This is a genomic window from Rhodococcus sp. P4_F5 (assembly GCF_056401315.1).
Window position 1 is genome coordinate 22,716 of the sequence record NZ_JBFUJP010000024.1, and the last position, 11,748, is coordinate 34,463.

Below are 11,748 nucleotides of genomic sequence, written 5' to 3' on the forward strand. Positions count from 1 at the left end.
CTAGGTCATGTTAGCCTCACCTATCTATCCGCAGTCTTGTCGCAAGCGAAAGGCCCATTCGTGATCATCCGTAAGTCCCTCGTCGCCGCCGCAGCCGCCCTCGTCGCAGTCGGCGTCGCCTCCTGCAGTTCCGACGACTCCACCGCCACCGAGTCCACCGCCACGACGACGACCGCCGACGCTGCCGCCACCGAGGCGCCCGCGGACGCGCCCAGCACGGAGGCACTGAACGCGACGCTGGTGACGTTCTTCGACCCCGCCGTCCCGGCCGCGGACAAGGCCGCGCTGATCGTCAAGGGCGAGAAGCAGGCGCCGGTGCTCGAGCAGTTCAACGGCGTCCTGCGGGGCTACCCGCTGACCACCGCGGTCACCGCTGTCACCCCGGTCGACGCCGACACCGTCAAGGCCACCGCCACGATCACCGGCCCGCACGGCGGTGCCCCCACCGACCTGACCTTCGACCAGGTCGACGGCAAGTGGGTCGTCTCGGACACCGCCGTCTGCACCATCTTCTCGATGGGCCGCCTGACCTGCGTCAGCTGACGCAGGCCGGAAGACAAGCCCTAGGCGGGGGCCTTGCCCTTGCCCGCGCGGCGCTGCGGCTTGGGGGTGACGGTGCCCTCGGCGAGCCTGCGCGCGCTCACCAGGAACGCGGTGTGCCCCTGCATCCGATGCTCGGGGCGCACCGCGAGGCCCACCACGTGCCAGCCGCGCACGATCGACTCCCAGGACCGCGGTTCGGTCCAGCACTCCTGCTCGCGTAGCGCCTCGACCACCTTCGACAGCTGGGTGACGGTGGCGACGTAGACCATCAGCACGCCGCCCGGCACCAGTGCCTTCGCCATCGCCGGCAGCGTGTCCCACGGCGCCAGCATGTCCAGGATCACCCGGTCCACCTGTCCGCCCGCGGTCTCGGGATCGAAGTCCGCCACGTCGGCGACGGTCAGCTCCCAGTTCTCCGGCCGTTCGCCGAAGAAGGTCTCGACGTTGCGCACGGCATGCTCGGCGTGGTCGTCGCGCACCTCGTAGGAGAGCACCGTTCCCTCGGGCCCCACCGCGCGCAACAGCGAGCAGGTCAGCGCGCCGGAACCGGCACCCGCCTCCAGTACCCGGGCACCGGGAAAGATGTCGCCCTCGTGCACGATCTGCGCGGCGTCCTTCGGGTAGATCACCTGCGCGCCGCGCGGCATCGACAGCACGTAGTCGACCAGCAGCGGACGCAGTGCGAGGTACGGCGTGCCGTTGGTGGAGGTGACGACGCTGCCCTCGTCGGCGCCGATCAGCGCGTCGTGCACGATACCACCGCGGTGGGTGTGGAACTCCTTGCCCTCGGTGAGCACCACCGTGTAATGCCGGCCCTTCGCGTCCGTCAGCTGGACGCGGTCGCCCACCCGGAACGGCCCACTCGGCCTGGCATCGCGCACTGTCATCAGTCAACTGCTCCTAGCGTAGGTACTCCCGGCGACCCTCGCGCCGGCCCCGACAGCGGTGTCGGACCCTGCGCATACCCTGCCAGGTGTGAGCACACCCGCGACGTCGCCCCCCGTCTCCCCCGCCGACGGCGTTCGAGCCCGCTCCCGGCCTGCTCTCTCCCCCTCCCGCGCCGGCGACTTCAAACAGTGCCCGCTGCTGTACCGGTTCCGAGCGGTCGACCGGATCGCCGAGACACCGTCCAAGGCACAGATCCGCGGCACCGTCGTGCACGCCGCGCTGGAGGCGCTCTACGGCCTGCCCGCGGACGAGCGGGTCCCCGAGCGCGCCGCCACCCTGCTCGGCCCCGCCTGGGAGCGGGTGCTCGCAGAGTCCCCCGAGGTCGCGGAGGCGGTGCCGGCCGAGGAGCGCACCGCCTTCCTCGCCGAGGCCCGGGCACTGGTGGACGGTTACTACCAGCTCGAGGACCCCACCCGCTTCGATCCCGAGTCCTGCGAGCTGGGGGTGGAGACCGAGCTGGACAACGGCGTGGTGCTGCGAGGATTCGTCGACCGGATCGACGTCGCGCCGAACGGCCACCTCCGGGTGGTCGACTACAAGACCGGACGTGCCCCGCGGGAGACCAGCGAGGCCAAGGCGCTGTTCCAGATGAAGTTCTACGCGCTGGTGCTGCTGCGCACCCGCGGAGTCGTGCCCGCGCAACTGCGACTGCTGTACCTCGCGGACCGGGAGATCCTCACCTACGCCCCCGACGAGGAGGAGCTGCTCCGCTTCGAGAACACGCTGACCGCGATCTGGCAGGCGATCCGCACCGCCGGGGCGACCGGGGACTTCCCACCGAATCCCGGGCGGTTGTGCGACTGGTGCGATCATAAGGTCCGTTGCCCCGCGTTCGGCGGCACGCCGCCGCCCTACCCCGGCTGGCCCGAGGGTCCGACCGCATCGGGCGCCGGTAGTTCTGAAGACGAGAGTTCCGAGGAGATCGACAATTGAGTGACCAGGCCTATTACCTCCCGCTGGGACGGGACGCCGACGGCACCGAGCGCTTCGCCAGCACCGCGCTGACGGAGAGCACCTGGGGACCGGCCATGCAGCACGGCGCACCCCCGTCGGCGCTGCTGGTGCGGGCGCTCGAGCGGTGCGAGTCGCGTGAGGACACCCGGCTGACCCGGGTGGTCGTGGAGATCCTGGGCCCGGTCCCCATCGCCGACATCGAGGTGCGGTCCTGGGTGGAGCGGCCCGGCCGCCGGGTCGAGCTCGTGGTCGCCGAGCTGTGGGCCGCCGGCCCGGACGGCACCGCCCGCGCGGTGGCCCGCGGCACCGGCTGGCGCATGCAGACCGACGACTCGTCCGCCGTCGCGCATGCCGGCGACCCGGCACTGGCCCCGCGGTCGCAGGCACACGAGACGGCACTGGAGGGCCCGTTCTGGGACACCGGGTTCGTCACCAGCCTCGAGTGGATGTGGCTGACCGACATCGGCTGCGAGGGCCCGGGGCAGATGTGGGCGCGCCCGAATGCCGTTCTCGTGGAGGGCGAACCACTCTCCCCCGTCCAGCAGCTGTTCGTGGTGGCCGATGTCGCGAACGGGGTCGGAACCAAGCTCGACCCGGCCGAGTGGACGTTCCTCAACACCGACCTGACGGTGCACCTGTTCCGGGTTCCCGAGGGCGAGTGGGTCGGCATCGCCGCGGAGACGTCCTACGGCCCGGACGGGGTCGGCATGTGCGCGGGCGTCCTGCACGACGAGTCCGGCCCGGTCGGCCGGATCAACCAGACCCTGCAGGTCCGCGGGCGCTAGCCCGCGGGTGGCGTCGACACGGGCGGCATGCGATCGCAATCGTCCATCGCGACCGCATGCCGTCGCGCCGTCGCCGGCGGGCGAGGGCGTCGTCAGCAGGTGTGCTGCTGCCGCAGTCCGTCCGCCGAGCCGAAGGCACTCGCGAGGATCGCGCGTGAATCCTCGTGTCCGTCGAGCATTCGGCTCGTCCGGGTTACGACGCGCCAGCCGTCCCGCGTCCGGACGAGTTCCCACCGGTTGGCCGTGACCCTACTGACACGGTAGCCACTCCCCTCCTGCTCACGAAGAATCAACTGGGTGTGACACACCGCCACGGCGGTGTCGCCCTCGACGGTGATGTGCGCCGGGCTCATCACGTGTCCGCACCCTTTCTCGAGAAAGCCCTGGTGCGGATGGGTTCCGACCATCGTCGCGATCTCGTCGCGCCCGTTCATCCGGCCGGTGTCGACGTCGTACACGCCGTCCTCGGTCCAGAGCCCGGAGACGACGGCGGCCAGGCCGCTGTCGACGCTCGGGCCGTAGGAGTACATGAGTCGCATGATCGCGTTGTGGTCCTCCAGCAGCCGAAGGCGTTGCTCGAGGACCACGAGCCGAGGCCCGAAACCCAAATCCGTCTCGGTCATCAGCGCCCCATCATCGCGCGGGCCTCGTCGGAGGCTGCCCTGACGATCTCGGCGCGGGGGAAGCCGGCACGGCTGCCGGCCAGCTCGTAGTTGCCGCCCGCGACCCAGATCGGGCCGTCGGTGAGGTGGTCGAGACCCTCGCGGGCGACCGCGTACGGGTCCGACGCGTTGAGGCCGGGAAGGTCGAAGTCGAGGCCGGCCCGTTCCATGGCCGGCGTCCGGGTGACGCCGAGGACGAGCTCGAGCACGTCGACGCCGTGCCCGGACATCTCGAGCCAGAGTCCCTCGGCGAAGACGCGACTGAAGGCCTTCGCCGCCGCGTAGATGCTCATGTGCTCGGCACCGACGAAACCGGCCAGCGAGCCGAGCAGGATGATGCCGCCGCGGCCACGTTCGCGCATCGGTGCACCGAAGATCTGGGAGAGCTCCAGTTGGCGGTCGATGTTGAGCGTGAGGACCTTTCGGCAGGCGTCGAGATCGCCGGTGACGAACTCGTGGCCGTAGGTGTTGGCACCGGCGTTGAAGATCAGCAGTCCCACTTCGAGATCCGCGGTGGTCTCCCGGATCCGTTCGACGGCGTCCGCCGCCAGGAGGTCGACGGCGAGGGTGCGCACCTCGACTCCGTGAGCTCGTGCCTTGGCCGCGGTCTCCTCGAGGGGGCCGGGCTTGCGGGCGAGCAGCACGAGGTTCAGTCCGGCCTCCGCCAGTTCCTCGGCGAACCCGGCGCCGACGCCTTCCGAGCCGCCTGCGATGACGGCCCACGGGCCGTACTTGTCTTTGTCGCTCATCATTCTCTCGTTTCTTCCGGATCGGTGGTCAGTCGGAGACAGGGATGCGTCCGTCCACGGCGGCCGCGACGATCGAGTCGCGCAGTGCGGGGCAACGCCCCACCCGGGCCCCGCGCAGCGTCAGCGTCGGGTCGTCCCGGTACTCGTCGCAGACGGTGTCGGGGCGGGCGGTGCTCCACTGGACGCTGGTGTGCTGCCAGCTGTTCTTCTCGACGAGGACCTGAACTCCGCAACGCGCACAATCGATGTGCTGCATCAGACCGACATCTCCGCACCATCGCGCCGGGCGAGGTTGTCGGCGACTTCCTGCTTCCACGCCTCGACCGGCCTGGTGGTGTCGAGTTCGAACTCGAAGCGGTCGACCATCTCCGGGGTGACCTCGGCGGCGTCGACGTAGAACTGCTCGTACCAGCGGCGCAGCTGGTACACGGGGCCGTCCTCGTTGGTGAGCAGCGGGTTGTCGATGCGGGTCTTGTTCTTCCAGATCTCGATGTCCTGCTCGAAGCCGACGCCGATGTAACCGATCATCGCGTCGACCAGTTGGCCGGCGACCTCGGCCGGGATCTGCTCGGTCTTCTTGACCGAGATGCCGTACATGAGCACGAACTGGTTCGGGGAGATCGGGTAGTGGCAGTTGATCAGGACGGACTCGACGTCGTACTGGTCGTAGTGGTAGACGAGGTCGTCGATCATGAACGACGGCCCGTGGTACGCCGCGACCGAGCCGTGGCCGACCAGCTTCGGGACGTCGGGGTCGGTCCACTCGGTGATGTCCTCGCGACCCACGCCGGCCTGTTCCTGGACGGCGACGTGTCCCTCGAAGATGTTCTTGAAGTAGGTGGGGAACGAGTAGTGCACGTAGAAGAAGTGCGCCATGTCGACGACGTTGTCGATGATCTCGCGGCAGTTGGTGTCGATGACGATCGACTTCCACTCCCAGTCGGTCCACTCGGCGTCGTCGGTCCGCATCGCGGGGATCGCGACCTCCGGCGGCGGCGGGTTGCCCTCCGGGTCGTGCCAGACGAACAGCAGCTCGTCGCGCTCCGTGGTCGTCCAGGCGCGCGTCTTGGCGATCGGGGGCACGCGACGGGCGTAGGGGATGCCGGTGCACTTGCCGTTGCCGCCCCAGCGCCAGTCGTGGAACGGGCAGGCGACGGAGTCGCCCTTGACCTCGCCCTGGCTCAGGTCGCCGCCCATGTGCCGGCAGTAGGCGTCGAGGATCTTGATCTCGCCCTCGGAGGTGGCGAACACGACGAGCTTGGTGCCGAACGCCTCGATCGAGTGTGGCTTGCCGTCCCGGAACTGCTCGACCAGGCCGAGGCAGTGCCACCCACGCGCGAAACGATCGGGCGGGGTGCCCTGCTCGATGACACGGACCTCGCCGGCTCCGTCGATATCCACAGTGGTCACTGTGTCTCCTTTGATCGTGGACCCGGCGCGTGTCGGGCGCGGGCCGATTCGTCTGATTCGAAAGCACGCGGCACCGCGAGAGCCGGCGTCGACGTGATCGCGGTCACGCCGCCTGGAGAGGCTGTCAACGCCGCGGGCACGGCAACAACTTGCATGTCCGTTGAGCGGAATCGGTGCAGGTCACCGACCCTTCTGCCCGCCTTCGGCGACGCCCGGTCGGTCGGCGTCGGATCCCGCTCACCGGGACGTGCCCCTGGTATCGGTCGGCGATCGCGGGTGTGCTGACCTCGCCGGCCCGGCAGCGCCGACTCCGCCGCGCGGGCGACACTGGAGGAGGGAAGGCATTGCACGACGGAGAACGCTCGGAACGCGGTCTGCCCACGTCCACGCTCGATCGCCTGTCCCTGGTGCTGGACAGCTTCCGCAGCGCTCCGCGCCTCAGCCTCACCGACGTGTCCCGCCGCACCGGAATACCGCGGACGAGCACGTACCGAATGCTCGAGCATCTGGTCCGAATGGGCTGGCTCCGGCGCTTGGGTGTCGAGTACGGACTCGGTGACACACTCGCGGAAATCGGTGCGCTGTCGCTGTACCAGAACCGGTTCGATCGGGTGGTGCCGCCGCTGCTACAGGAGTTGCATTGCGTCACCGGCCATGTCGTGCACCTCGGTGTCCTCGACGGCAAGCACGTGCTCTACCTCGACAAGGTCGGCGGCGGGGCCGGGTCTGACCTGCGCACGCGAGTCGGCGACCGGATACCCGCGCGGTCGTCGACGATCGGCAAGGCGCTGCTCGCCGCCGCCCCCGAGTCCGGCGCGGTTCTCGGCGGCCGCCGCCCGGAGCCCGGTGGCGCACGCCGGTCGGGTGTTGCGTTCGGAACCTGCGCGTCGGGGTTCGGCTGCATCGGTGTGCGGGTCGGCTCCCTGGACGGCGCAGCGGTCGGCCTGTCGGTCAGCGGTCCGGTGAACCGGGTCAAGTTCGACCACCGACATGCCGCGCCGGTGCGGATGGCGGCCGCCGCCATCGCGCAGTACCTCGACCTGGCCGCAGCGACCCGACGCCCCGCCTGACCTGGCGTCAGTCCGCTCATCGGAACGGAAAATTGCCCGGGCACCGGGCCGCTGACAGCGTTGGGCCATGACATCCGAGCTCACATTGACGATCCCCGAGCAGCTCATGGCGATCGAGGAGATCAAGCGCACCTTCGCGGCCCGGCTGCGATGCATGGACAACAAGCAGTGGGAGATCTACCCGACGCTGCACACCGACGACGTGGTCTCCGAGACGTGGGGCGGCCTGCCGGACGAGAAGCAACCGCAGGCCGAGGGCGGCTCGAACCGCGTCGTGGGCAAGGAGAACCTGACTCGCGCGATCAGCACCATGCTCGGCGGGGAGACCGTGGTGACGACCGTGCACCACGGTCACACCCCGGAGATCGAGCTCACCTCCGACACCACCGCCCGCGGGATCTGGGCGATGGAGGACAAGCTCTGGTGGACCAACGGCACCCACGAGGAGCATCTCCACGGCTACGGGCACTACCACGAGGAGTACCGAAAGGTGAACGGCCACTGGCTGATCAGCTACCGCAAGCTCACTCGGCTGCGTGAAGACGCGAGCGCGGAATTCTTCGACTACCTGCAGGCGCTGTGAACCCGCTCTTCGCCCCGCTCCAGATCCGCTCGCTGACGCTGCCCAACCGGATCGTCATGTCCCCCATGACCCGGGAGCATTCTCCCGATGGTGTGCCCGGCCCGGACGTGGCCGCCTACTACCGGCGCCGCGCCGAGGGCGGCACCGGCCTGGTGATCACCGAGGGAGTGGCGATCGACCACCCCACTGCCGTCGACAGCCCGAAAGTGACACGACTGCACGGCGAAGCCCCGCTGGCGGGGTGGCGGCACGTGGTCGAGGCGGTACACGGGGCGGGCGGCCGGATCGTCCCGCAGCTGTGGCACGTCGGCCCGCTGTGGGGCGCGATGAGCACGGTGGATCCGGCACTGGCCCCGATGCGCCCGTCCGGGCTCTGGGGACAGGTGGGGCGCACCGTCTACCCGGACAGCTACGTCGAGCGGGCGAGCGCCCCCACCCGGGCGATGACCGAAGGCGACATCGAAGACGTCGTCGCCGCGTACGTGCGATCGGCGCGCAACGCCGTCGACACCGGCTTCGACGGCATTGCGATCCACGCCGGGCACGGCTACCTGCTGGATGCGTTCCTGTGGGAGTCGACCAACCGGCGCACCGATCACTGGGGCGGCGACCTGCAGCGACGGACCCACTTCCCGGTCGAGGTGGTCCGGGCGATCCGGCGCGAGATCGGCCCGGATCTGCCGATCTTCTACCGGTTCTCGCAACACAAGCAGCAGGACTACGGTGCCCGCATCGCAAACACCCCCGACGAGCTGTCGGTGATCCTCGGCGCCCTGGTCGAGGCGGGAGTCGACGTGCTGGACGCCAGCATCCGGCGTTTCGACCTCCCCGCGTTCGAGGGCAGCGACCTGACCCTTGCGGGCTGGGCCAAGAAGCTGACCGGGGCCACGAGCATGGCGGTCGGCAGCGTTGGCCTGAGCAAGTCACTGCGCGACGACGGCACCCCCGAACCCGCCGAGCTCGACGGGCTGCTCCGCAGACTCGAGGCCCAGGAGTTCGACCTCGTCGCGATCGGACGGCTGCACCTCGCGGATCCCTCGCTGGCACGAACGCTGCGCGGCGGCGGGCCCATGCCGACGTTCGATCGTGAGCGGCACGAGGGCCGGCTGCACTGAGCTCACCGGAGTTCCTCGAACACAGACGAACGGCCCCGACCACACCCTGTGGTCGGGGCCGTTCGTCTGTGTTTGTCGGCTCAGAACGCGCGGCAGGCCCGGATCTCGGACGCCAGGATCGCCTTGGCGCCGATGTCGGCCAGCTGGTCCATCACGTCGTTGCTGACCTTGCGCGGCACCAGCGCCCGGATCGCCACCCACGCCTCGTCCGCGAGCGGCGAGATGGTCGGCGACTCGAGACCGGGGGTGACGCGCAGCGCCTCGTCGAGGAGCGAGCGCGGGCAGTCGTAGTCGAGCATCAGGTACTGCTGCGCGAACACCACGCCCTGCACCCGGGCGATCAGCTGGTTGCGGGCCTTGTCCGAGCGGTCGGACCCCTCCCGCTCGATCAGCACGCCCTCGGAGTCGCACAGCGACTCGCCGAACGCCACCAGGTTGTGCTGGCGCAGCGTCCGTCCGGAGCCGACCACGTCGGCGATCGCGTCCGCGACACCGAGCTGGATCGAGATCTCCACGGCGCCGTCGAGGCGGATCACGGTGGCCTCGATGCCGCGCGCGGCCAGGTCCGCGCGGACCAGGTTCGGGTACGAGGTGGCGATGCGCAGGCCGGCGAGGTCCGCGGGTGCCCACTCCTTGCCCGCCGGTGCGGCGTACCGGAAGCTGGACCGGCCGAAGCCGAGCGACAGCCGCTCGGCGACCGGGGCCGCCGAGTCCAGCGCGAGGTCGCGGCCGGTGATGCCCAGGTCCAGCTCGCCGGAGCCGACGTAGATGGCAATGTCCTTGGGGCGCAGGAAGAAGAACTCGACCTGGTTCGACGGGTCGAGGACGGTGAGGTCGCGCGAGTCGGTGCGGCGGCGGTAGCCCGCCTCGCTGAGGATCTCGGCGGCGGACTCGGAGAGCGAGCCCTTGTTGGGGACTGCGACGCGCAGCATGTGGCTTCCTTTCGGGAAGGTCGAATGGGGTCTACCGGGAATGCGAGCGGGGCTCACAGATGTCGGTAGACGTCCTCGAGCTTCAGCCCGCGCCCCACCATCAAGACCTGCACCCAGTAGAGCAGCTGCGAGATCTCCTCGGACAGTTCCTCGTCGCTCTGGTACTCGGCGGCGATCCACACCTCRCCGGCCTCCTCGATCACCTTCTTGCCCTGGGCATGGACGCCCGCGTCCAGCGCGGCCACGGTGCCGGAGCCCTCGGGGCGGGTGGCGGCACGGTCGGACAGCTCGGCGAACAGCGATTCGAAGGTCTTCACGGGTCGTGATTGTTTCACAGTGGGTACGGGCCGCCACCCGCGCACTCAGCCTGCCGGACGGCCGAGGATCGGCGCGCTGCCGATCAGGGTCCGGGTGTACGGGTCGCGCGGCCGCTCGTAGACGTCCTCGGTGGGCCCGCACTCCACGATCCGGCCCCGGTTCATCACCGCCACCACCTCGCAGACGTGCCGCACCACCGCCAGGTCGTGCGAGACGAGCAGCAGGGTCAGCTGGTACTCGCGGACCAGCCGCGCCAGCAGGTCGAGCACCTGCGCCCGCACCGACACGTCCAGGGCACTGACCGGCTCGTCCGCGATCAGGAACTTGGGGCTGGTGATCAATGCGCGGGCAATCGAGATCCGCTGACGCTGGCCGCCGGAGAACTGGTGTGGATGCCGGTGTGCCATGTCGGGTTCGAGGCCCACCGCGATGAGCATCTCGGCCACCTTCTCCGCGGCGTCGGTCCGGTCGGTGAGCGGCTCGGCCACGATCTCGCCCACCCGCATCCGCGGGTCCAGCGAGCCCATGGGGTCCTGGAACACGATGGACACGTCGCGGCGGAACCCGCGCAGGTCCCGTTCCGGTGCGCCGGCAACCTCCTGCCCGCCGAACCGGATCGAACCCGTGGTGGGGGTGTCCAGGGAGCACAGCAACCGGATCAACGTCGACTTCCCGGAACCGGACTCTCCCACCACCCCGAAGCGCTGGCCGGGGCCGATGTCGAAGGACGCGTCGGCCAGCGCGTGAACCGGTTCCGGCGGACGCAGCAGACTGGACCGCGAACCGCGGTAGGTGCGGCCGAGCCCGCGCACCGACACCAGCGGCCGCGGCTGCTCGTTGAACACCGGCGCCGGCCCGGACTCCGGCGGCGAGGCGACGGCGTGCTCACCCGCCGCCGAGCTTCCGGGACCGAGCGTCGAGGCGTCGAGGAGCGAGCGCGTGTACGGGTGCTGCGGGTCGGCGAACACCTCGGCCACCGGGCCGGACTCGACGATCCGGCCGTCGCGCATCACCAGCACCCGCTCGCACAGCTGGGAGACGACGGCCAGGTCGTGGGTGATCAACAGCAGCGAGGTGTCGTGGTCGCGGACCGTGGTGTCGATCAGGTCCAGGATCTGCGCCTGCACCGTCACGTCCAGCGCGGTCGACGGCTCGTCGCAGATCAGCACCCGGGGGCGGTTCGCCATGGCGATCGCGATCAGCACCCGCTGCCGTTGCCCGCCGGACAGCTCGTGCGGGTAGGAACGGGCTGTCCGCGCCGGGTCCGGCAGGTTCACCGACGCCAGCAGGTCGAGGGTCGCGGCGCGCCGGCCGGCGCGGTCGGTGCCACGCTGGTGCAGCTCGATCATCTCGGCCACCTGCCGGCCCACCCGCATCAGCGGGTTCAGCGCGGTCATCGGTTCCTGGAACACCATGGCGATGTCGTCGCCGCGCAGCGACGTCCACACCCGTTCCGCAACGCCCACCAGGTTCCCGGGCCCGCCGTCGACGACGATCGACCCGCTCGCGTGCAGTTCGTCCGGCAGCAGCCCCAGCACGCTCAGCGCGGTCAGCGACTTCCCGGACCCGGACTCGCCGATCAGCCCCAGCCGCTCACCCGCCGACAGGGCGAACCCGACGCCGTCGAGCAGTGTCCGGTCACCCGTCCGCACCGTCAGGTCGGCGACGGTGAGCAGGGT

Annotated in this window: 14 protein-coding genes; 6 read left to right on the plus strand and 8 right to left on the minus strand. The window is 70.0% G+C overall.

Features of this window, described 5'->3' with window-relative positions:
• Positions 1–60: 60 nt before the first annotated feature.
• Entirely contained in the window at positions 61–543 is a 483-nt protein-coding gene (locus AC1DU4_RS12190; RefSeq protein ID WP_477840121.1) for a WKL family lipoprotein, read from the plus strand.
• Between the two features lie 20 nt (positions 544–563).
• Here AC1DU4_RS12190 and AC1DU4_RS12195 read toward each other — a convergent pair whose 3' ends face one another.
• Positions 564–1,430 carry a tRNA (adenine-N1)-methyltransferase gene (locus AC1DU4_RS12195; protein ID WP_072844727.1) on the minus strand — a complete coding sequence of 289 codons (867 nt, stop codon included), beginning with the start codon at positions 1,428–1,430 and terminating at the stop codon, positions 564–566.
• A gap of 88 nt (positions 1,431–1,518) precedes the next feature.
• Between AC1DU4_RS12195 and AC1DU4_RS12200 the strand changes: the two genes are divergently transcribed.
• On the plus strand, positions 1,519–2,424 hold the full coding sequence (locus AC1DU4_RS12200) for a RecB family exonuclease (RefSeq protein ID WP_477840123.1): 906 nt from the start codon (positions 1,519–1,521) through the stop codon (positions 2,422–2,424).
• Positions 2,421–3,230, plus strand: a complete 810-nt coding sequence (locus AC1DU4_RS12205; RefSeq protein ID WP_477840125.1) for a thioesterase family protein — start codon at positions 2,421–2,423, stop codon at positions 3,228–3,230. The genes AC1DU4_RS12200 and AC1DU4_RS12205 overlap by 4 nt, the downstream gene beginning before the upstream one ends.
• A 92-nt stretch (positions 3,231–3,322) precedes the next feature.
• Here AC1DU4_RS12205 and AC1DU4_RS12210 read toward each other — a convergent pair whose 3' ends face one another.
• The 4 genes from AC1DU4_RS12210 to AC1DU4_RS12225 are packed head-to-tail and all read right to left on the minus strand — an operon-like array spanning position 3,323 to position 6,051.
• A complete protein-coding gene (locus AC1DU4_RS12210; RefSeq protein WP_477840127.1) occupies positions 3,323–3,853 on the minus strand; it encodes a nuclear transport factor 2 family protein in 531 nt (176 codons plus the stop codon).
• Positions 3,853–4,641 (minus strand): SDR family NAD(P)-dependent oxidoreductase, encoded by a 789-nt coding sequence (locus AC1DU4_RS12215; protein ID WP_477840128.1) that lies wholly within the window; start codon positions 4,639–4,641, stop codon positions 3,853–3,855. The genes AC1DU4_RS12210 and AC1DU4_RS12215 overlap by 1 nt, the downstream gene beginning before the upstream one ends.
• Positions 4,642–4,669: 28 nt before the next feature.
• On the minus strand, positions 4,670–4,897 hold the full coding sequence (locus AC1DU4_RS12220; protein WP_477840130.1) for a hypothetical protein: 228 nt from the start codon (positions 4,895–4,897) through the stop codon (positions 4,670–4,672).
• On the minus strand, positions 4,897–6,051 hold the full coding sequence (locus AC1DU4_RS12225; RefSeq protein WP_477840132.1) for a 3-ketosteroid-9-alpha-monooxygenase, oxygenase component: 1,155 nt from the start codon (positions 6,049–6,051) through the stop codon (positions 4,897–4,899). The genes AC1DU4_RS12220 and AC1DU4_RS12225 overlap by 1 nt, the downstream gene beginning before the upstream one ends.
• 344 nt (positions 6,052–6,395) lie before the next feature.
• On the opposite strand from AC1DU4_RS12225, the gene AC1DU4_RS12230 reads away from it, so the two are divergent.
• The 3 genes from AC1DU4_RS12230 (at position 6,396) to AC1DU4_RS12240 (ending at position 8,819) form a co-directional block, all read left to right on the plus strand.
• The gene (locus AC1DU4_RS12230; RefSeq protein WP_477840134.1) at positions 6,396–7,121 is read left to right on the plus strand and encodes an IclR family transcriptional regulator; all 726 of its coding nucleotides are present in this window, start codon (positions 6,396–6,398) and stop codon (positions 7,119–7,121) included.
• Between the two features lie 67 nt (positions 7,122–7,188).
• A complete protein-coding gene (locus AC1DU4_RS12235; RefSeq protein ID WP_477840136.1) occupies positions 7,189–7,704 on the plus strand; it encodes a nuclear transport factor 2 family protein in 516 nt (171 codons plus the stop codon).
• Positions 7,701–8,819 (plus strand): NADH:flavin oxidoreductase, encoded by a 1,119-nt coding sequence (locus AC1DU4_RS12240; protein ID WP_477840138.1) that lies wholly within the window; start codon positions 7,701–7,703, stop codon positions 8,817–8,819. Before AC1DU4_RS12235 ends, AC1DU4_RS12240 begins: the two co-directional genes overlap by 4 nt.
• A gap of 80 nt (positions 8,820–8,899) precedes the next feature.
• On the opposite strand, the gene hisG is transcribed toward AC1DU4_RS12240, so the two are convergent.
• From hisG to AC1DU4_RS12255, 3 genes are read right to left on the minus strand one after another with little or no spacing between them, the layout of a single operon-like run.
• A complete protein-coding gene (gene hisG, locus AC1DU4_RS12245; protein ID WP_477840139.1) occupies positions 8,900–9,751 on the minus strand; it encodes an ATP phosphoribosyltransferase in 852 nt (283 codons plus the stop codon).
• A gap of 53 nt (positions 9,752–9,804) precedes the next feature.
• The gene (locus AC1DU4_RS12250) at positions 9,805–10,086 is read right to left on the minus strand and encodes a phosphoribosyl-ATP diphosphatase (RefSeq protein WP_477840141.1); all 282 of its coding nucleotides are present in this window, start codon (positions 10,084–10,086) and stop codon (positions 9,805–9,807) included.
• A gap of 27 nt (positions 10,087–10,113) precedes the next feature.
• A complete protein-coding gene (locus AC1DU4_RS12255; protein WP_477840202.1) occupies positions 10,114–11,745 on the minus strand; it encodes a dipeptide ABC transporter ATP-binding protein in 1,632 nt (543 codons plus the stop codon).
• Between the last annotated feature and the right edge of the window lie 3 nt (positions 11,746–11,748).

Excerpts from the sequence above, each read along its gene's own strand:
- AC1DU4_RS12195 (WP_072844727.1), bottom strand. The coding sequence starts at position 1,430 with ATGACAGTGCGCGATGCCAGGCCGAGTGGGCCGTTCCGGGTGGGCGAC.
- AC1DU4_RS12210 (WP_477840127.1), bottom strand. The coding sequence starts at position 3,853 with ATGACCGAGACGGATTTGGGTTTCGGGCCTCGGCTCGTGGTCCTCGAG.
- AC1DU4_RS12215 (WP_477840128.1), bottom strand. The coding sequence starts at position 4,641 with ATGAGCGACAAAGACAAGTACGGCCCGTGGGCCGTCATCGCAGGCGGC.
- AC1DU4_RS12220 (WP_477840130.1), bottom strand. The coding sequence starts at position 4,897 with ATGCAGCACATCGATTGTGCGCGTTGCGGAGTTCAGGTCCTCGTCGAG.
- AC1DU4_RS12235 (WP_477840136.1), top strand. The coding sequence starts at position 7,189 with ATGACATCCGAGCTCACATTGACGATCCCCGAGCAGCTCATGGCGATC.
- hisG (WP_477840139.1), bottom strand. The coding sequence starts at position 9,751 with ATGCTGCGCGTCGCAGTCCCCAACAAGGGCTCGCTCTCCGAGTCCGCC.